This window comes from Collimonas arenae, assembly GCF_000786695.1.
Taxonomy (GTDB): domain Bacteria; phylum Pseudomonadota; class Gammaproteobacteria; order Burkholderiales; family Burkholderiaceae_D; genus Collimonas; species Collimonas arenae_A.
Genome location: NZ_CP009962.1, coordinates 3,375,683 through 3,394,198, shown reverse-complemented (window position 1 = coordinate 3,394,198; position 18,516 = coordinate 3,375,683). Strand labels below are relative to the sequence as shown.

Below are 18,516 nucleotides of genomic sequence, written 5' to 3'. Positions count from 1 at the left end.
AAAGTGATGGGGTACTCCGATGGAAACCTTGAATTTTCGTTTTGAGCATGGCCAGCGCCCGCTGCCCGCGACGGCGCAACTCTCGGGAGTGGTCAGCTCCGGTAATCTGGAAGTGCTGATCGAATCGGCCGTGTTGAACGGTGCATGTGCGATTGAAGTCAGAACCGCCGCCCGCGGTTTCGGCAAGATATGGCAAGCGGTGCTGGACGATTTTCAGCAGCGCTGGCAGCTTGCCGATACGCGTATTGCGATCAACGACATGGGTGCGACGCCTGCGGTGGTCAGCCTGCGTCTGGACCAGGCGGTGCAGACGGCGCTGGGGAGTCCTTGATGAGCAGTTATCTGGAAGCGAATGCGCGCGAGCGCTTGCATGCGGTGCTTGATGCTGGCAGTTTCACAGAATTTTTGCCGCCCGAGTTGCGCATTGTCAGTCCTCATCTGGGGCAGCTGGATGCACCGGTCTCGTTCGATGATGGCATTGCGATTGGCGCAGCACGGTTGTTTGGAGAACCGGTACTGGTGGCGGCGCAAGAGGGCGGCTTCATGGGGGGCGCGGTGGGGGAGGTGCATGGCGCGAAGCTAACCGGGTTGTTGCAGCGCGCTTTGTTGGATCGACCTTATGCGGTGTTGTTGTTGCTGGAAAGCGGCGGGGTGCGTCTGCATGAAGCCAATGCCGGCTTGATTGCGGTATCCGAAGTGATGCGCGCCTTGCTCGACGTACGCACCGCCGGTATCCCGGTGATCGCGCTGGTCGGCGGCTCCAACGGCTGTTTCGGCGGCATGGGGATCGTCGCCTGCTGCGCCAACGCTATCGTGATGTCGGAAGAAGGGCGGCTGGCGATGTCCGGGCCGGAGGTGATCGAGACCGCCAATGGGGTCGAAGAATTCGATTCGCGCGACCGTGCGCTGGTGTGGCGCACCACTGGCGGCAAGCACCGCTATCTTCTGGGAGACTGTCAATTGCTGGTGGCGGACCATAGCGACGCCTTCCGGCAGGCAGCCCTCGATCTGGCGCAGGAATGCCATGCCAATGCAGGCGAGATTGCGCTGACCCTGGAAGCACTGGAAGCTGAACAACATTTTTTGCAGGATCGTGTCGACGCCTTTGGCGCTGCCGCCGATCCGCTCGATATCTGGCAGAAAATCGGCATTGCCGACGCCGCCAACCTGCCCATGCTGGAAGCCGACGCCTTTGTTGCCGCTACCGCACAACTGCGACGGAGGCCGTGAATGGACTGGATCACGTTAGCCGCACAGTTATTCCCAGGCGGCCACACCATTGTTGAACAGGATAATTTCCTGACGGGCACCGCGCAAGTTGACGGCGTCACGGTGAGCATTATCGGCAGTAGCGGTCATGCACCGATTGGCGTCGAAATTGCCTTGATGCAGGCGCAGACAATATTGACCACGTTGCGTAATTTTCCGCAGCGGCCTATCGTCATCCTGGTCGATACCCAGGGCCAGCGCTTGCGCCATCGTGACGAAATGCTGGGGATTAACAGCTATATGGCGCATCTGGGAAAATGCATCGCGCTGGCGCGCAGCAGCGGGTACAAGATCATCGGTCTGGTGTACGACCAGGCACTGTCGGGCGGTTTCATCACCAGCGGCCTGATGGCTGACGCTTGCTATGCACTGCCTGGAGCAACCATCCGCGTGATGGGCTTGCCGGCCATGGCACGGATTACCAAGGTGCCTTTGGAGCGCTTGACGGAACTGGCCAAGAGCAATCCGGTGTTTGCGCCGGGGCCGGTCAATTATCTGCAGATGGGTGGCATTGAAGCGATCTGGGATGGTGATCTTGCTGTGCAGCTGGCGCAAGCGCTACAGGATGCCAATCCTGTCGACCGGCGCAGTGCAGCGGGCTTGCAGCGTGGCGGCCGTAGCCAGGCCTTGCCGGTGGCGCAGGCGGTACGCGCAAATGATAGCCCGGCATAGCCTGGTCTGGCTCAACGCCAATGGCTGGCGGCGGGCAGCGCAGACAGCGGCTGCCGACTCAGTGGACACTGTGTGCGTCGCGCTAACGCGTTGGCAGCAGGAGGACTGGCCGCTGGTGTTGCGGCGGCGCGAAGCGGATACGTCCGACAATGAATTGTGCGTGGGCCTGGCGCTGCCGCCTGACGGCAATGGCGACAAGGCCAGGATTCCATTGCGAGTGCAACTTGCCGGTATCCAGAGGATTGAAGAACCGCTGACGCTGGAGAAAGCGTTGGCGCATATGCCGCCCGGCTGGAGCGGTCCCTTGCATGCATTTGCTGGCGATTGCCTGCATAGCGGTATCGTCTTGCGAGTTTACGGCTCCTGGGCCTGGCAAATCCTGACGCAACAAAATTATGTCACGGCCAGTTCGGATATCGATCTCTTGTTTACGCCCAGAAGCGAACCGGAATTTTCGCGTGGCATGGCATTGCTGGCGCAGCATGCGGCGCGTTTGCCGCTGGACGGCGAAGTGATTTTTCCGGACGGCCAGGCGGTAGCCTGGAAAGAGTGCTGGCAGGCGCTGCATGCCTCCAGTCAGCCACGGGTGCTGGTAAAGACGGAAACTATCGTGCAGTTGACGCCGTTGGCGCGCCTGATGTCTAGCCTGGAGCCTGCATGATAGCGGCGCCGCTTTGCCCCGATCCGCGGTTTCCGGTGTCACCGCAGATACGCCGTCACGGTCTGCCTCAACAGAGTCTCCGCCAGCAGCGGGCGTTTAGCCAGAAGGTGGCGCGGCTTGCCTTGCGCAGCCTGTATCGCGAATTGCAGCTGTATCCGAAGCCCGGCCTGGTGTCGCTGGTAGACAGCGGCAGTCATACGGATATGGATGCCGGTACTTTCATGCGCAGCCTGTTCTCGCTACGCCATTATTTCATTCAGATTACACGAGCCGGCATGGCAGGCAAGGACTTTGCCGTATTGCGACAGCTTGGCATCGCCGCTGAACAAACCATGCTGAAAGCTACGGCAGGTGTGAATACACACAGAGGCGCCATTTTTTGCCTCGGCATGTTGTGTGCGGCGACCGGCTATTGCCAAAGCCGCGACATGCCCTTGTCGCCAGCGGCGATTCGCGCCACGTTGTTGATCCAGTGGGGTGATGCCTTGACGCGGCATATGCAGGAACGGGCCGGGAGCGCGCATCCTTCGGACATGTCGCATGGCCGTCAGGTGGCGGAAACATACGCCGTCAGTGGCGCCAGCGAAGAAGCGGCGTTGGGATTTCCTTCCTTGTTCGAGATCGCTCTGCCGCGATTCCTGCTGACACTCAATGCCGGCCGTGGTTACGACGCTGCTGCAACGGATGCCTTGTTTGCCCTGATGGCCAGTATCAGCGACACCAATCTCTACCATCGGGGCGGTGCAACGGCCGCCGACAAGGTCAAAACTTGCGCCCGGCAATTCCTGGAAACGGGAGGCAGTGCGACAATTAATTGGCGTCAACAAGCAATTAGTTGCCATAAAGTATTTATTCAGGATAAGCTGTCGCCCGGTGGTGCTGCCGACTTGCTGGCAGCCACCTATTTACTCCATGGATTGAGCTACCTGCGATGACTTGCTCGCGGCTAGCGTTCCCATGTACACACCGTGTCGACGAATATATCTGGAGAACAAATGAAAGTGCATCAGAAGTTGTCTTTGGCAGTCAGTATCAGCTTGTTAGGTTTGTTTGGTTCGGCTGCGCCTGTTAGCGCTAACGCCGAACAGGGCATCACGAGCAACACCATCATCATCGGCCAGTCAGCGGGTTTTACCGGTACTGCCGCAGAAGAAGTGAAGCAAGCCACCGCCGGCGCGCAACTGTATTTCGATATCGTCAACAAGCAGGGCGGTGTGTTCGGCCGCAAGATCGTGCTGGAATCGCTGGATGACGGCTTTGAGCCAAAGCGCACCGTCGAAAACACCCGCAAGCTGCTGAATGAAAAAAATGCCTTCGCCCTGTTCCTGTATCGCGGCACTCCTACCACTGAATCGATCCTCAGCACCATTAATGACGCCAAGGTGCCCTTGATAGCACCGGTCTCCGGCGCTACCTCGCTGCACGAGCCTATGCAGCACTACCTGTTCAATGTGCGTTCCAAATACCGCGATGAAGTCGGCACCGCGATCGAGCAATTGTCGGGCATGGGCCTGCAACGCTACGCGGTGCTAGTCTCCAACGATTCGTTTGGCAATGACGCGCTGGAAGGCTTGAAACAGGCGATCAAGAAGCATAAGCTGCCAGAGCCGCTGATCGCCAGTTACGAACGCAACACGGTTGCGGTCGAAGGCGCAGTCAAGAAAATATTCGATGCCAAGCCGCAGGCTGTCCTGATGATTTGCACGGCCAAGCCATGCGCCGCTTTCATCAAACAGTATCGCGAAGCTGGCGGCCAGCAGCAATTGATCACCTTGTCGAACGTCAGCTCGCAGGTGTTCTTGCAAAGCTTGGGTAAAGATGCACGCGGCCTGGGTATGACGCAGGTGTTCCCGAATCCAAGAAGCTCAAGCACACCTATCTCCAAGGAGTTCATGACGGCGCTGAAGTCGCGCAGTGAATTGTCCGACTCTTATCCAACGCTGGAAGGCTTTATCTCCGCCAAGGTATTGGTGGAAGGTTTGCGCCGCGCTGGCAACAAGCCGACCCGTGAAAGCCTGGTCAGCGGCCTGGAAGGCATGGGCGGCTATGATGTAGGCGGCATGACGCTGAAATATGATCCGAACAGCCATGACGGTCTCAATTTCATTGAATTGACAGTGATAGGCAAGGATGGCTACGTACTGCGCTAAGTCGCACATACAGCAAGCACAGCAAGCACAGCAAGCCGGGGCGGATCAGCCATGATGCCGCGCCTGGCGATTCTGTGTCCGGGGCAGGGTGGCCAGCATGCGGCAATGTTCGATCTTGCCCGCTCTGACCCGGCAATTGCGCTAGCGCTGGAGCAATGGCTTGCGGCAGCGGGACTGGACAGGCCGCTGCAAGAAATCCTCTCTCAAGATAATCTGCTTTTCTCAAACCTGCTGGCGCAACCGCTGATTGTGGCTGCGACTGTCGCCACCTGGTCGGTATTGCAACCGCTGTTACCGATTCCCGAGTTGGTTGCCGGCTATAGCATTGGCGAGCTCGCCGCCTGGCATGTAGCCGGCGCGATTTCTGCGTCGCAAGTGATCGGGCTGGCGGCATCGCGGGCGCAACTGATGGACGCTTGTTTGCAGCCTGAGTCGCCGCAGGTCCTGTTTGCCGTCAGCGGCATCGCGTTGCGCCAGCTGGCCGTCCTGCTGGCGTCGCAGCGGCTTTATGTAGCGATTGAAACCGATGCCGACAGTTGCATCGTCGGGGGGCTGCAGCAAGATATGTTGACGGTGGCAGGCGAGATCAGGCGGCTGGGTGGAAAAATAACAGTGCTGCCAGTGACGGTGGCTTCGCATACCCCGTTGATGGCGACTGCCGCCGAGCCGTTTTTCGAACAGCTACGTCAGCAATTCCGCGACAATCCCGTATTACCGGTACTGTCCGGCGTGGACGGACATGTCCTGACCAAAAAAGAGCAAGCAATTACAGCATTGTCGCAGCAGATGACGCATACCATACGCTGGCACGCATGTATGGATGCTTGTGCTGAACGTGGCGTCACAGCGGCGCTGGAACTGGGGCCGGGTGCGGCCTTGTCGCGCATGCTGGCAGCACGCCATCCGCACATTGCCTGTCGTTCAGTGAGCGAATTCCGTTCGTTGCAGGGCGTCGCCGGCTGGCTGCAACGCCTCTAGGCACGAAGTTTTCCAAAATCTCAAATTTTTTCCGCCTGTGGCATCAATGCCAGAAATGCCGCGATAAAGCCGGCAATCATCGGCGATGCGTCGCGCCGGTAAATCACTGCAACGTCCGATTGCGCATCTTGCGGCGGCAGTTGCAAAAAACGGATGCCGGCCGGTGCAATTTCCTGCATGCTTTCCGGCACGATCGCAATCCCCAGATTGGCCTCGATCAGGTTCAGCAGCGAAGCCTTGCGCGACGTGGCGCGTGCGGCCTTGGGGAAAAAGTCATGGCGCATGCACAGTTCCGCAACCAGATAGCTGAGGCCGCCGCGATCCTTGTGCGGCACTGAAACAAAATGTTCATTGCGTAGATCTGCGATGCCGATATGACTTCTCTGGGCGAAGCGATGGTCCTTGGAGAGCGCCACTACCAGTTTTTCGGAAAACACTTTCTTGATCTGGATATTCGGAAATTTTCGCAGTATCGGCAGCCTCACCAATCCGAAATCGGCCCGGCCTTCATCGATATCCAGCGCCTGATGCTCGGACGGCGCGCGTGAGAAATCCAAAGATACGCCGGGGAACCTGAGCAGCAGCGTGTTGAAGATGTCGCCCATGGCCGCGGATAAGGTGACCGAACTCGAATGCAGCACCCGGATCCGGCCTTGTTCGCCTTTGCCAATCTGATGCGCCTGGACGATGGCGTCATCGATATCTTCCAAAATCCTTTTGGTTCGCGCGTAAAACAGCTGTCCGGCTTCGGTCAGTTCGACATGCCGTGAATCGCGCTGCAGCAGGTTGACCTGCATGTCGGTTTCCAATTCCTTCATCTGCCGACTCAACGCCGACTGGGCGACGAACAGATGTTCTGCGGCGCGTGTATAGCTGCCGGCGTCGACAATTTCGACGAAGTATTTGAGCTGTCTTAGTGAAATCATTGCTATGCCGTTTCGAGATAGGTATCCGCCATATTCGGTATTGGCGCTGGTCACCGGTGTGGCGCTACAGTGGGCGCATGTGCAGTCATTGGCGACGCCGGAAAATAGCGGCCACCGGATTGCCCGGCACAGTTTTACATTGGCTTTTTCAGGCGGTCAACAAATAATTCGCTGGCAATTTCGCCAGGACGATAAGGGGGAGTCATGCTCGAAATTTTACTGATTTGTATCGGTGTCATCGGGGTTGGAATCAGTATTATTGCCAATCTGTTTTTCTCGCCCAGCGAGTATGCGAATCCTGCAGATAGCGGATCACAGCAGAAGCCGGCCGCACTGTTTGGAAAGCCTGGTCGAGGTGCTGCCTGGCCGGATAGTGATCGATAACCGACGCGACATAAATCCATGAATGCATCATGGTTATCTTTGTGGGCCGAACATATTGCATATCACATCTGAACATACAGGTCTGTACATACATAATAGTAGCCCTTAAATGAATTTCACCGGGCTGGCTATCCTCACCTTGATTCCCTCGGGTTCTTTGCATATATTGATGTACGTCAATATTTATTGGCTGTTTCTCCTGCCGCTTTTCAATCCGTCGTAAATACATCTTGCACATGGCTGGCAGCCCGGCACAAGCGTAATCACTTGCGTTGCACCGGCGTCGGATCTTCTTTGATGGCGCGCAGCCGTCCGGGAAAGATTTGGTTGTTCGTTGCTGCAGTTTCGATGCCGCTGTTTTGATGCCGCTGTTTCGATGTCGCTGTTTCGATGTATATAACTCGCGAGGACTACATGTCGATTAAACGAAAGATATTGTTTGGTATTGCAGGTTCAGTACAATTGTTCGCGCTCGCATTCAGCGCCAATCCTGCGTTTTCCCAAGAGGCCCCGCAAAGCGAACTGGCTGCCGCGCGGCTGCCGGCGGACCAGCCTTATAACGATAAGACGCTGTATGGCTTTGGCGCCGGCGATGGCCTTGCCGCAGCGCAGGTGACGGAAAATGCAGCGATCACCCACAACAGGATTACGATCAACGGCAGGACCATCAATTACACCGCCACCGCCGGCCATCTGACGGCAACCGATCCCCAGACCGGCAAGCCGGAAGCGAGCGTATTTTATGTCGCCTACACTGCGGACAAACAACACGCCGGCAAACGTCCGGTCACTTTTTTCTATAACGGCGGCCCGGGTTCATCCTCGGTCTGGCTGCATCTCGGTTCTTTCAGCCCCAAACGCATCGTCACCGGCGATCCTGCTACCACTGAGCCATTGCCATTTCCGTTTGTCGACAACAAGCAAAGCCTGATCGATACCACCGACATGGTGTTCATTGACGCCGTCGGCACCGGATTTTCCGAGGCGATCAGTCCCAATACCAACCAGACGTTCTGGGGCGTGGATGCCGATGCCGCCGTGTTCCGAGATTTCATCACCCGTTATCTGAACGTCAACCAGCGGCAGGCGTCGCCGAAATACCTGTACGGCGAATCGTATGGCACGCCGCGCACCGATGTGCTGGCCAATCTGCTGGAAATCGGCGGCACCAAACTGACCGGCGTCGTGCTGCAATCGTCGGTTCTGAACTACAACTCCAATGCCGATATGAACGGTGGATCGTATGGGCCGTTCTTCCCAGGCTATGCCGCGGTCGGCGCCTATTTCAACCTGGTCACGCCACCGCCAGCCAATCTCACCGCATTCTCCAAACAGATGCGCGCATTCGTGGTGAGCAGTTATGAACCTGCCGTGGATGCTTTCCTGGCGTCGAACACGCCGCCTTCAGCTAATCTGCTGAGCCAGCTTTTCATGAATACCGGCTATCCGGTGGCGCAGTGGAAGGCAGATTTCAACCTGGATGAAACCACCTTCAGGCAGAACCTGATTCCTGGTTCGCTGGTCGGTCGCTACGATGGCCGGGTAGTCGCGGTCAACGGCAGCCCATTGGCGGCAGACGGCGATCCGTCCAGCACCCTGATCACCCAGCCGTTCACCGACCGGATGAATGATTACCTGCCGCATGGCTTGAAATATACCGCTGTCTCTACCTACAATATAGAAAACGGCGACACCATCCAGAATTGGGTCTGGACCCACGACGGCTTGTACCTGCCGGATACGATTCCCGACCTGGCGGCGGCGATTTATCAAAATCCCAAGCTCAAGGTGCTGTCAGAGAATGGCTATCACGATCTCGCCACGCCGTTCTACAACACCGAACTGGATCTGGGGCGTCTTGGAACAATCTCCAACCTGAAGATCACACATTATCGCGGCGGCCACATGATTTATCTCTTCGATCCTTCGCGTTTGCTGATGAAGGGCGATCTGGTCAGGTACTACGACAGCCGCTCATGATTTTCTTTCGCCTCTCAATCTATTTCAAGCATTGGAGTTGATATGAAACGTTTCCTGATTTTCTCTGCACTGGCGATGCCCATGCTGGCCGCTGCTTTACCTGCTCTGGCGCAGGCGCCAGCCGCCGATATGCAATCTGCAACGACATCGCGCCAGGGGATGGCGCAGCTGGGCGATCCTTATGTGCCGCCGCGCGTCAAGGCTGCGGCACGGGCAGCAGCTCTCGGGCCTTCCACCACAACGACGGGAGTTTCGGTGCAAGACCGGGCCTTGAAAAAACTGCAAACGAAATTCAATGAAGCGGATACCGATGGCACGGGCTCAGTAACCAAGAGTCAGGCGCAAAAGGCGGGATTCGGCTTTGTAGCGAATAATTTCGAGCAGATCGATGTGGGTCACGCTGGCAGGGTGACGTTTGAAAATGTGAAGAGCTTCATGCGCTCAAACGGCGCGGCATTTTAATTCGTCTTTAGACTTATCCCGGCATCAAGCCTGACGCAGGCGATCTTGATGCCGTCTCCCGACAAACCGGATCGTGTCCAAAAGAGGGCGCGATCCGGCGTATTCGTTTACCACATGATGATGCGCTGTTCCGGTGGCAGGTACATCTTGTCGCCAGGCTTGACGCCGAAAGCACTGTAGAAGCCGGGCTGGTTGACGACAGTGCCATTGCCCCGGAAACGTGGTGGAGAATGCGGGTCTGTTTTCACGTAAACGATCGCTTGTGCATCACGCACCTTGCCGCGCCACACTTGCGCCCAGCCCAGATACAGGCGCTGGTCGCCGGTGAAGCCATCGATCACCGGCGGCGTTTTTCCGTCCAGCGACAGGTGATAGGCCTTGTAGGCAATCGCCAGGCCGGAGTTGTCGGCAATGTTTTCGCCCAGGGTCAACTCGCCGTTTACTTTATAGCCAGATATCGCGCTATACGCCCCGTACTGCTTCACCAGGGCCTTGGTCTTGACCGCGAAATTCTGATGGTCTTGCTTGCTCATCCAGTCGCGCAAATTGCCAATTTCATCGTACTGGCTGCCCTGGTCATCGAAGCCGTGGCTGATTTCATGGCCGATCACGGCACCGATGCCACCGTAGTTGACCGCATCGTCGGCGTTGGCGTTGAAGAACGGCGCTTGCAGGATCGCAGCCGGGAACACGATTTCGTTGAACTCAGGGTTGTAGTAGGCGTTCACTGTTTGCGGCGTATCGCCCCATTCGCTGCGGTCTACAGGTTTGCCGAGTTTGTTGATATTGCGCGTGTATTCGAATGCATTGGAGCGCATGACGTTGCCGACCAGGTCGTCGTGCTTGATGACGAGGGTGGAATAGTCGCGCCATTTGTCCGGATAGCCGATCTTCAGCATCAGCGTCGACAGTTTTTTCTGCGCCTCTTTCTTGCTGTCTGCGCTCATCCAATCTAGATTGTCGATGCTTTGATGGTAGGCGGCGATCAGGTTGGCTACCAGTTTTTCCATACGCGCCTTGTTCTCGGGCGGGAAAAACTGTTCGACATAGAGCTGGCCCAAGCCTTCGCCCATGCTGTTTTCTATGACACTGATGCCGCGTTTCCAGCGCGGCTCATTTTGCGGTACGCCGCGCAGCACGGTGCCCTTGAACGAGAAATTCTGGTCGACGTATTCGTTGGATAGATCGGAGGCATAACTACTCAGTACATGCCATTTGAAATACGCTTTCCAGACCGACAGCGGGGTGTCTTGCAGAACCTTGTCCAGGCCTTTGATGAAGCTGGGCTGGCTAACCACCAGATAAGTGACCTTGTCTTTCAGGCCTGCATCGTCCAGATAGCCGGCCCAGTTGACATGCGGCGCCAGCGCAGGCAACTGCGCAAGCGGGACCGGGTTGTAGACCTTGATCGGATCGCGGTTTTGTACTTCGGTCCATTGCACCTTGGCCAGCCGGGTTTCCAGGGCGACGATGGCGGCGGCGTTTTTGTTCGCCGCCTTGTCTCCGGTCAGTGTCAGCATGGCTGCAACGTGGGTCTGATATTTGACCAGGGTGTTTTTTAGCTTGGCGTCGCCCGCTTTCAGGTAGTAATCACGGTCAGGCAAGCCGAGGCCGCTCTGGCCGATGTCGGCGATGACTTTGCTGGAGTCCTTGGCATCCTGGTGTATGCTCAGCGCATAAGGCGCAGTGACACCGATGCTGTTCAGATGTGCAATCAGGCCGGGGATCTGCTGCTTTTCTGTCAAGGCGTCGACCCGGGCGAACTCCGCATCCAGCGGTTTTATGCCCAAGGTTTCCAGCACCGGTTCATTCATATAACTGGCGTACAGATCGGCGATCTTTTGCTGGTTCGATCCTGGCGCGAGATTTTTATCGGCGCTGACGGCGTCGACAATGGAATGCAACTGGTCAAGGGTATGTTCAACAACCTCATAGAAGGCGTCCCATGACGATTTGTCGGCCGGGATTTCAGTTTTCTTGAGCCATGCGCCATTCACATAGCTGTAGAAATCGTCCTGGGGGCGAACGGCCAGGTCGGCGTTGTGCGTGTCGATGCCGCTGACTTGCGGCGCGGACGCTACGGCGCCGACGGCAGGCTGGGGTGTTTGAGCAAGACTGGAGGTGGAACAGGTAGCGCTTGCAGCCAGTGTCAATACTGCTGCACAAATGAGAGAACGTTTCACGCGGAAATAATCCTTATAAAAAAAATCTTGTACAACACACGCAGTCCGTGCCTGCCCCTATTGCATTCCACTATTGAGCGGAAATGGCGGGGTAGAGACGATGCGCTGTGGAATGATCATGGCAGTGTAAATATTGTTTGTTTTTTTGCAGCTTAAACCTAGCATGCAGCGTGACGATTTTAGCCGATATGTTGTCATTGGGAATGTTCTTATAGGCAGGGATAGCAATGAATGCCATGTTGACCAGGAAATGCAGCAGATGAGTTCCAGATTCGACTATTTTCTGAGGAAGACATGTTCGCGCCGGCGGGCTAAGCCGGCAGCGCTGCGAACGGTTTTTTTGCCGGCCATGCCCATGTGGCTACTGATCGGTTTTCCGGTACACTACAAAGGCCATCAGGCTGTAAGTAGCTGTCTGACTGGATCAGTGCGCTGCAGCACGTAGCGTGGTTGTACTACGGTGGTTGTGCTGCGGTTTGCGACCGGATTGGGCCATATGTGCGTTGCCGCACAGAATTCGTGCAGCAGCGAGGCTATCGTGGATTTAGGACCTGTTATCAATTAACTGGAGCCCAGCATGAAAGCAAAAACCATTGTTTCCGCCATTATGGCAATGTCGTTGGCCGCAGGAGGATTTGCATTTGGCCAGGGACTCGATATTCCCGTCCAGCATAACGGCCAGCAGCGCAATGACAGGCCTGATCGCCGCGACGACAGGTCCGACCGCCGTGACGACCAGGGTCGCCGTGATGATCAGGGCCGCCGCGACGACCAAGGTCGCCAGCCAGACCGTGGCAATTACAACGATCAGCGTCGTGACGAGCGTGGCGCGGGTCCTGATCACGCCTTTTATCGCGGCCAGCGCCTGCCGCCTGAATACCGCAACCGGCAATATGTCGTCGATGACTGGCGCGGCCACCACCTGAATGCGCCGCCGCGTGGCTACCATTGGGTGCAAACCGGCGGCGATTATGTGCTGGTGGCGATATCGACCGGCATCATCATGCAGCTTTTGTTGGGTAACTGACAAATAGCGCGTCAACTCCTGGCGTAACTGGCGCCAGGCGGACACCAGACCTCTTCTGACCGGACGGTCGGGAGAGGCTTTTGTTGTTGCTGCGAGATCTCGTGTTGAGGTCAGAGTTACGCTTTCCCATTTTCTGAATGTGCTGCAGTTCCCGCTGCAACTGTTTACAGTGGCGAAGAATGGGCAGATGTGATCTGATCGGAAGCATCCGGGGCATCCGCAGAGTGACCTCTCGGACGGATATTGCGCCGCGTGTTTTTTTCAATGATTTGCTTCGATCATCCTTGCGACCTTATGGAGACTGCCATGCAATCAGAAACTATTGGTGAGTACGAAATCGAATGTTCCGGGTTGCAATTGCCTGATAGCGAAGGTTGGGTCGCCAACCTGGCGATCTATGCGCCTTCCTGCAATCCCATGCACAGAAACGATATTTTTCCGTTGCAGCGGGTGGCCGTCGACACCGTCTTCGCCAGCGAAAAAGAGGCGGAAGCCGAAGCTCGCACTTATGCCATTACGCTGATAGAAAAAAGCCGCAAGAAAGAAATGCATTGAAGAGGATTGGCGACGACCCACAGTAAGAAGAGGTAACAATCGACAGAATAAAAGACATGGGAAACGGCAGCGGGTAACATGGCTACCGTCGTCATATTTATTCAGCGAGGAGAGCAGGATGCAACTAGGCATGATTGGTTTAGGGCGCATGGGCGCCAACATGGCCAGGCGTTTGACCAGAGGCGACCACCAGTGCGTGGTATATGACTTGCACCCGGATGCCGTCAAGGCGGCAGTACACCCCGGCGCGGTTGGCGCTTCATCGTTGCAGGATCTTGTCAGCCAGCTGAAAGCACCGCGCGTGCTGTGGCTGATGCTACCGGCGGCCGTGGTTGATGAAAACCTGGCGTTGCTGGTGCCATTGCTGGAAGCTGGGGACATCGTGATCGATGGCGGTAATTCTTACTATCATGACGACATTCGCCGCGGCGCTGAACTGAAAGCCAAACAGATTCATTATGTCGATGTCGGCACCAGCGGCGGCGTGGCCGGCTTTGACCGCGGCTATTGCCTGATGATCGGCGGCGAGACGGAAACGGTGCAACATCTGGCGCCAATTTTCAAGACGCTGGCGCCTGGCGCCGATGCCGCCACACCTACGTCCGGCCGCAACAAGAGCGGCAGCAGCGCCGAGCAGGGTTATCTGCACTGCGGACCACAAGGCGCCGGACATTTTGTCAAGATGGTGCATAACGGTATCGAGTACGGCATCATGGGCGCCTATGCCGAAGGCCTGAATATTTTGCGGCACGCCAACGTCGGCAAGCAGAAGAGCGTGGCCGACGCCGAAACCACGCCGCTACGTCATCCGGAGCACTATCAGTACGACCTCGATTTGCCGGAGATCACCGAATTGTGGCGGCGCGGCAGCGTGATCGGCTCCTGGCTGCTGGACCTGACCGCCGGTGCGCTGCTGAAAGATCCGACGCTGGAAAACTACGCCGGCCATGTCTCCGATTCGGGCGAGGGCAGATGGACCATCAATGCCGCGGTCGACGAAGCCGTGCCGGTGCCGATCCTGAGCGCCGCATTGTTTTCCCGTTTCAGTTCGCGTGGCGAAGACGAGTTTTCCAACAAGGTGTTGTCAGCCATGCGGCAAGGTTTCGGCGGCCATGTCGAGAAGCCCGCCAAGCCCGATTGATGACAGCATGCAGGCTGGAACGACGCAGCGCAATTTGGCGAGTGGCAGTCTAGGCGCCATCCGTCCGGGGCCAAGGTCTGGCCTGTGGATCGCGCTGCGTTAATCCGACATTCCAGGAATTACATCATGAAAATCAGTCCCCTGGCCGGCAAGCCGGCCCCCATGGCGTTACTGGTGGATGTGCCAAAGCTGGTCTCCGCCTACTATACGAATATCCCCGATCCTGAGGTGGTGGAGCAGCGTGTAGCGTTCGGGACTTCCGGTCACCGCGGATCGTCGTTCGATAGCAGCTTTAACGAAGCCCATGTTCTGGCCATCAGCCAGGCGATTTGCACCTATCGCAGCAAGCATGGCATCAACGGTCCGTTGTTTGTCGGTGCAGATACCCACGCACTGTCGGTATCTGCCTGCGCCAGCGCGGTCGAAGTGCTGGCGGCCAATGGTGTCGACATCATGCTGGCGGAAGGTGACGAATACACGCCGACGCCGGCCGTCTCGCACGCCATCATCAACTATAACCGTGGCCGCAGCAGCGGCCTGGCGGATGGCATCGTTATCACGCCTTCGCATAATCCACCGGAAGACGGCGGCTTCAAGTACAACCCGCCCAATGGCGGCGCTGCCGATACCGATGTCACCGGCTGGATCGAAGCCGCCGCCAATGCGTTTCTCAAGGGTGGTCTCAAGGATGTCAAAAGAATGCCGCTGCAAAAGGCTTTGCGGCTGGACACTACACATCGTTATGATTTTCTGAATACCTATGTCAGCGAACTCGGCCTGGTGATCGACATGGGAGTGATTCGCGACGCTGGCATCCATCTGGGCGTGGACCCGTTGGGCGGAGCGGGCGTTCATTACTGGCAGCGGATCGGCGAGCATTACAAGCTGAACCTGAGTGTGATAAGCGAAGAGGTCGATCCGACCTTCCGTTTCATGGCGCTTGATTGGGATGGTCGCATCCGCATGGATCCGTCATCGTCCTACGCCATGCAGCGCCTGCTGGGAATGAGGGATCGTTACGATATTGCATTCGCCTGCGACACCGATCATGACCGCCACGGCATCGTCACCAGAAGCGTCGGTCTGATGCCGGCCAATCATTATCTGGCGGTGGCCATTGAATATCTTTTCCAGCACCGCAGCCAGTGGCCGCAGACTGCGGGCGTTGGCAAGACTGTGGTCAGCAGCCAGATCATCGACCGCATCTGCGCCCGTCTGAAGCGCAAGCTGGTAGAGGTGCCGGCCGGCTTCAAATGGTTTGCCGACGGCCTGAGCGACGGTTCGCTCGGCTTTGGCGGCGAGGAGAGCGCGGGCGCCACGTTCTTGCGGCTGGATGGATCGGCCTGGACCACTGACAAGGATGGCCTGGTGCCGGGGTTGCTGGCGGCGGAGATTACTGCACGCAGCGGCCGCGATCCGGGCGACGCGTATCGCCTGCTGGCCAGCGAGTTCGGCGATCCGGTGGCTACCAGGGTCGAAGCGAGCGCAACGCCGGCGCAAAAGAAAATGCTGGCCGCCTTGTCGCCGCAGAAAATTCAAAGCACTGAATTGGCCGGTGAGAAAATCCAAAGCGTCATCAGCAAGGCGCCCGGTAACGACGCACCTGTCGGCGGCGTGCGTGTGGCTACAGCCGGTGGCTGGTTTGCAGCGCGGCCATCAGGTACGGAGAATATCTACAAGATCTACGCTGAGAGTTTTCATGGCGAGGATCACTTGCAACGTATCGTCAAAGAGGCGCAGGCAATTGTCGACGCTGCGCTGGCCGGCGCTTCCCAATCACAACCGCCGCCGGCAGCCACAAAATGAATTAAAAAAAACTGCACCCGTTTCAGATCATTCATCGGGTGCGGTCTTTGTAGAGGTTGTTGCGAACACAGATGGCTAGGCGCTCCGACGAAGACAGTACGAGTAGTACGGCTAGGAGGGTGTAGCAGGGGTTTCAGACGACACTGTCGTCTGCCTGCAGGGGCAACAATGCCAGTGTGTTTGCAACAGCCTCTTATTGTCGTGCTCAGGATTTTGCGCGGAATAGCGCGAGCTCTTCTGTCAGCGCCTGCGCAATGCTGGGGCGCTGCAACTGCCGGCCATAGTATTCCTTGACCCGTGGCCATTGCGCCAGATCGATGCCGCCATGGGAGGCCCAGTTAAGCACGGTGAACAGATAGGCATCGGCCACGCTGAAGCGGTCCAGAAGGAATTCGCGGTCAGCCAGATGCGTCTGCAAATGGCCAAGGCGCAGACCTGCCTTGTTGCGGGCATAGGTCTTCACCGGTTCCGAAGCGTGGGGATCGAGTAGCGGCACAAACAAGGCCTTGTGCAGCTCCGTGCTGATGAAGCCCAGCCATTGCTGCATTCTGGCGCGCTGCAGACGGTCTGCGGGCGCCAGCGCCGCTTGCGGGAACAGGTCCGCGACGTAGGGCAGGATGGCGGTGTTTTCAGTCAATAAATCGCCATCATCCGTGCGCAATACCGGCACTTGGCCCAATGCGTTGATCGGATAGAAATCCGTACCATCATGCAACTGCTTGAGCTTGGTATTGACCTGGATATAGTCTGCCTTGGCGTCAGCCTCATACAGGGCAATGCGGGTTGCCAGCGAACAGGCCAGCGGGGAAAAATACAGTTCCATGTGAGATCTCCGTGAGCGATTTGTTTTTGTACTATAATGTACAAAAATATCTCGGTCAACATTTTTATACTGTATGGAACAAAAAGAAAACAAGCGCGCCCGTGGGCGGCCTCGGGCTTACGATCCGGAGCAGGCGCTGACCAATGCGCGCGACGTATTCTGGCGCCTGGGCTATGGCGGCAGTTCGCTTGACGACCTCAGCGCAGCCACCGGCATGAACCGGCCCAGCCTGTACGCGGCGTTCGGTGACAAGCACGCGCTTTATCTGCAAACGCTGGATCGCTATATAGCGCTGGGGCGCGAGGCAATGACGGCGGCCTGCGCCAGCGATTTGCCGCTGGCGCAGGCGCTGTTGCGTGTATATCAACTGGCGCTTGGCATGTATCTGCCACTCGACAGCGCTGCGCGTGGTTGTCTGTTGATCGGCACCGCGGCTACCCAGGCCGTGGTGGATGCCGAGGTGCGCGACCGGCTGGCGGATGGCTTGCGTAGTTTTGACCAGGTATTCGAGTCACGCTTCCAGCGTGCGCTGGAGCAGGGCGAATCGACTGCAGCACTGGAGCCGGCGCTGCTGGCGAAGATGGCATCGGCGATCTTGCACACGTTGGCCTTGCGTTCGCGCGCCGGTGATCCAAGGGAATCGCTGGAAGCGACGGCTGCTGCTGGCATCAAGCTGATGTGCGGCATCGGGAAAGAATGCCGTTAACAGGAGAGTGCCCGGTCACGGGGATGCGCTGAATGTGCACCCCCTTTTTCCCGCCAAGTTGTCATAGAATCTCATTTCGTGAACCTGAGGGGAATTGCATGAACCGGACTCAACCGCAGCTGATCAGCGTCAAGATCGAAAAGCTTCACCCTACGCAAATTACCGTTGGCAAGGAGGAGGTGGCGCTCAAGCGCAAAGAATGGAGCAAGCTGAGCAAGAAGGCGCGCGACACATCGCTCCACCAGCATTGGTTCCCCGCCGTGACCGGTCCCGATGGAAAACACTATATAGTCGACCACCATCATTTCGGCCTGGCCTTGCTGGAGGAGGAGGTCAAGACCGGCTGGCTGTTACTGCTCAAAGACCTTTCCTCCCTGAATCCTGCCAATTTCTGGACTGTGATGGATCACCATCAATGGGTGCATCCTTATGACAACGACGGCATACGCCGGGATTTCGCTGCCTTGCCGGCCCGGCTTGAATCCCTGCAGGACGATCCTTACCGCAGCCTGGCCGGAGAATTGCGCCGCGCCGGCGGTTATGCCAAGGACGTGACGCCGTTCAGCGAATTCCTCTGGGCCGACTTCTTGCGCTCGCGTATTTCTATCGGCAGCGTGCAAAAGGATTTCGCCAAAGCCCTGGTCAAAGCCAAGAAACTGGCCGCCACCCAGGATGCGCACTATCTGCCCGGCTGGAGCGGCGTAATCACCCCTGCATAAAATTGCAATGTCTTCGCTTTGGAAGAATATCCGGCCTTTCCGCCTGATCGGAGAGGCCGTATTTTTTTGCGTCC

General features: G+C 57.3%; 19 protein-coding genes. 16 read left to right on the top strand and 3 right to left on the bottom strand.

The window, feature by feature from the left end:
• Positions 1 to 19: 19 nt before the first annotated feature.
• From mdcC to LT85_RS14905, 7 genes are read left to right on the top strand one after another with little or no spacing between them, the layout of a single operon-like run.
• Positions 20 to 331: a malonate decarboxylase acyl carrier protein gene (gene mdcC / locus LT85_RS14935; protein WP_038490138.1), complete on the top strand. Its 312-nt coding sequence runs from the start codon at positions 20 to 22 to the stop codon at positions 329 to 331.
• A complete protein-coding gene (locus LT85_RS14930) occupies positions 331 to 1,230 on the top strand; it encodes a biotin-independent malonate decarboxylase subunit beta (RefSeq protein ID WP_172656986.1) in 900 nt (299 codons plus the stop codon). Before mdcC ends, LT85_RS14930 begins: the two co-directional genes overlap by 1 nt.
• The gene (locus tag LT85_RS14925) at positions 1,231 to 1,941 is read left to right on the top strand and encodes a biotin-independent malonate decarboxylase subunit gamma (protein ID WP_038490133.1); all 711 of its coding nucleotides are present in this window, start codon (positions 1,231 to 1,233) and stop codon (positions 1,939 to 1,941) included. It abuts the gene before it with no gap.
• Entirely contained in the window at positions 1,925 to 2,602 is a 678-nt protein-coding gene (gene mdcG, locus LT85_RS14920; RefSeq protein ID WP_038490130.1) for a malonate decarboxylase holo-[acyl-carrier-protein] synthase, read from the top strand. The genes LT85_RS14925 and mdcG overlap by 17 nt, the downstream gene beginning before the upstream one ends.
• Complete coding sequence (gene mdcB / locus LT85_RS14915) at positions 2,599 to 3,537, top strand: triphosphoribosyl-dephospho-CoA synthase MdcB (protein WP_052135209.1); 939 nt, start codon at positions 2,599 to 2,601, stop codon at positions 3,535 to 3,537. Before mdcG ends, mdcB begins: the two co-directional genes overlap by 4 nt.
• Positions 3,538 to 3,597: 60 nt before the next feature.
• The gene (locus tag LT85_RS14910; RefSeq protein WP_052135208.1) at positions 3,598 to 4,752 is read left to right on the top strand and encodes an ABC transporter substrate-binding protein; all 1,155 of its coding nucleotides are present in this window, start codon (positions 3,598 to 3,600) and stop codon (positions 4,750 to 4,752) included.
• A gap of 51 nt (positions 4,753 to 4,803) precedes the next feature.
• Positions 4,804 to 5,730, top strand: a complete 927-nt coding sequence (locus tag LT85_RS14905; protein ID WP_038490126.1) for an ACP S-malonyltransferase — start codon at positions 4,804 to 4,806, stop codon at positions 5,728 to 5,730.
• Positions 5,731 to 5,750: 20 nt separating this feature from the next.
• On the opposite strand, the gene LT85_RS14900 is transcribed toward LT85_RS14905, so the two are convergent.
• A complete protein-coding gene (locus tag LT85_RS14900) occupies positions 5,751 to 6,656 on the bottom strand; it encodes a LysR family transcriptional regulator (protein WP_038490121.1) in 906 nt (301 codons plus the stop codon).
• Between the two features lie 204 nt (positions 6,657 to 6,860).
• Between LT85_RS14900 and LT85_RS26665 the strand changes: the two genes are divergently transcribed.
• The 3 genes from LT85_RS26665 (at position 6,861) to LT85_RS14885 (ending at position 9,482) form a co-directional block, all read left to right on the top strand.
• A complete protein-coding gene (locus LT85_RS26665) occupies positions 6,861 to 7,040 on the top strand; it encodes a hypothetical protein (RefSeq protein ID WP_156117544.1) in 180 nt (59 codons plus the stop codon).
• A 414-nt stretch (positions 7,041 to 7,454) separates the two neighbouring features.
• Positions 7,455 to 9,020, top strand: a complete 1,566-nt coding sequence (locus tag LT85_RS14890; protein WP_081992407.1) for a S10 family peptidase — start codon at positions 7,455 to 7,457, stop codon at positions 9,018 to 9,020.
• Positions 9,021 to 9,062: 42 nt separating this feature from the next.
• A complete protein-coding gene (locus LT85_RS14885; protein WP_038490115.1) occupies positions 9,063 to 9,482 on the top strand; it encodes an EF-hand domain-containing protein in 420 nt (139 codons plus the stop codon).
• Between the two features lie 107 nt (positions 9,483 to 9,589).
• On the opposite strand, the gene LT85_RS14880 is transcribed toward LT85_RS14885, so the two are convergent.
• The gene (locus LT85_RS14880; RefSeq protein ID WP_038490114.1) at positions 9,590 to 11,665 is read right to left on the bottom strand and encodes a M13 family metallopeptidase; all 2,076 of its coding nucleotides are present in this window, start codon (positions 11,663 to 11,665) and stop codon (positions 9,590 to 9,592) included.
• Positions 11,666 to 12,242: 577 nt separating this feature from the next.
• Here LT85_RS14880 and LT85_RS14875 point away from each other — a divergent pair.
• From LT85_RS14875 to pgm, 4 genes are all read left to right on the top strand, one after another.
• Entirely contained in the window at positions 12,243 to 12,692 is a 450-nt protein-coding gene (locus LT85_RS14875) for an RcnB family protein (protein WP_038490110.1), read from the top strand.
• Positions 12,693 to 12,998: 306 nt separating this feature from the next.
• Positions 12,999 to 13,247 (top strand): hypothetical protein, encoded by a 249-nt coding sequence (locus tag LT85_RS14870; RefSeq protein ID WP_038490108.1) that lies wholly within the window; start codon positions 12,999 to 13,001, stop codon positions 13,245 to 13,247.
• A 118-nt stretch (positions 13,248 to 13,365) separates the two neighbouring features.
• A complete protein-coding gene (gene gnd, locus LT85_RS14865) occupies positions 13,366 to 14,388 on the top strand; it encodes a phosphogluconate dehydrogenase (NAD(+)-dependent, decarboxylating) (protein ID WP_038490105.1) in 1,023 nt (340 codons plus the stop codon).
• A gap of 126 nt (positions 14,389 to 14,514) precedes the next feature.
• Positions 14,515 to 16,194, top strand: coding sequence for a phosphoglucomutase (alpha-D-glucose-1,6-bisphosphate-dependent) (gene pgm / locus LT85_RS14860; protein WP_038490103.1), 1,680 nt, complete (start codon positions 14,515 to 14,517; stop codon positions 16,192 to 16,194).
• Positions 16,195 to 16,399: 205 nt separating this feature from the next.
• Here pgm and LT85_RS14855 read toward each other — a convergent pair whose 3' ends face one another.
• The gene (locus LT85_RS14855) at positions 16,400 to 17,017 is read right to left on the bottom strand and encodes a glutathione S-transferase C-terminal domain-containing protein (protein ID WP_038490101.1); all 618 of its coding nucleotides are present in this window, start codon (positions 17,015 to 17,017) and stop codon (positions 16,400 to 16,402) included.
• Between the two features lie 73 nt (positions 17,018 to 17,090).
• Between LT85_RS14855 and LT85_RS14850 the strand changes: the two genes are divergently transcribed.
• Both LT85_RS14850 and LT85_RS14845 read left to right on the top strand, forming a co-directional pair.
• Positions 17,091 to 17,723 (top strand): TetR/AcrR family transcriptional regulator, encoded by a 633-nt coding sequence (locus tag LT85_RS14850; RefSeq protein WP_038490098.1) that lies wholly within the window; start codon positions 17,091 to 17,093, stop codon positions 17,721 to 17,723.
• 98 nt (positions 17,724 to 17,821) lie between these two features.
• Entirely contained in the window at positions 17,822 to 18,442 is a 621-nt protein-coding gene (locus LT85_RS14845; RefSeq protein WP_038490095.1) for a ParB-like protein, read from the top strand.
• Positions 18,443 to 18,516: the final 74 nt, after the last annotated feature.

What these genes read in the sequence shown, in the direction of transcription:
- mdcB (WP_052135209.1), top strand. Translation starts at nt 2,599, where the DNA reads ATGATAGCGGCGCCGCTTTGCCCCGATCCGCGGTTTCCGGTGTCACCG.
- LT85_RS14910 (WP_052135208.1), top strand. Translation starts at nt 3,598, where the DNA reads ATGAAAGTGCATCAGAAGTTGTCTTTGGCAGTCAGTATCAGCTTGTTA.
- LT85_RS14900 (WP_038490121.1), bottom strand. Translation starts at nt 6,656, where the DNA reads ATGATTTCACTAAGACAGCTCAAATACTTCGTCGAAATTGTCGACGCC.
- mdcC (WP_038490138.1), top strand. Translation starts at nt 20, where the DNA reads ATGGAAACCTTGAATTTTCGTTTTGAGCATGGCCAGCGCCCGCTGCCC.
- LT85_RS14930 (WP_172656986.1), top strand. Translation starts at nt 331, where the DNA reads ATGAGCAGTTATCTGGAAGCGAATGCGCGCGAGCGCTTGCATGCGGTG.
- LT85_RS14870 (WP_038490108.1), top strand. Translation starts at nt 12,999, where the DNA reads ATGCAATCAGAAACTATTGGTGAGTACGAAATCGAATGTTCCGGGTTG.
- pgm (WP_038490103.1), top strand. Translation starts at nt 14,515, where the DNA reads ATGAAAATCAGTCCCCTGGCCGGCAAGCCGGCCCCCATGGCGTTACTG.
- LT85_RS26665 (WP_156117544.1), top strand. Translation starts at nt 6,861, where the DNA reads ATGCTCGAAATTTTACTGATTTGTATCGGTGTCATCGGGGTTGGAATC.
- LT85_RS14885 (WP_038490115.1), top strand. Translation starts at nt 9,063, where the DNA reads ATGAAACGTTTCCTGATTTTCTCTGCACTGGCGATGCCCATGCTGGCC.
- LT85_RS14845 (WP_038490095.1), top strand. Translation starts at nt 17,822, where the DNA reads ATGAACCGGACTCAACCGCAGCTGATCAGCGTCAAGATCGAAAAGCTT.
- LT85_RS14925 (WP_038490133.1), top strand. Translation starts at nt 1,231, where the DNA reads ATGGACTGGATCACGTTAGCCGCACAGTTATTCCCAGGCGGCCACACC.
- LT85_RS14890 (WP_081992407.1), top strand. Translation starts at nt 7,455, where the DNA reads ATGTCGATTAAACGAAAGATATTGTTTGGTATTGCAGGTTCAGTACAA.
- LT85_RS14850 (WP_038490098.1), top strand. Translation starts at nt 17,091, where the DNA reads ATGGAACAAAAAGAAAACAAGCGCGCCCGTGGGCGGCCTCGGGCTTAC.
- gnd (WP_038490105.1), top strand. Translation starts at nt 13,366, where the DNA reads ATGCAACTAGGCATGATTGGTTTAGGGCGCATGGGCGCCAACATGGCC.
- LT85_RS14905 (WP_038490126.1), top strand. Translation starts at nt 4,804, where the DNA reads ATGATGCCGCGCCTGGCGATTCTGTGTCCGGGGCAGGGTGGCCAGCAT.
- LT85_RS14875 (WP_038490110.1), top strand. Translation starts at nt 12,243, where the DNA reads ATGAAAGCAAAAACCATTGTTTCCGCCATTATGGCAATGTCGTTGGCC.
- mdcG (WP_038490130.1), top strand. Translation starts at nt 1,925, where the DNA reads ATGATAGCCCGGCATAGCCTGGTCTGGCTCAACGCCAATGGCTGGCGG.
- LT85_RS14855 (WP_038490101.1), bottom strand. Translation starts at nt 17,017, where the DNA reads ATGGAACTGTATTTTTCCCCGCTGGCCTGTTCGCTGGCAACCCGCATT.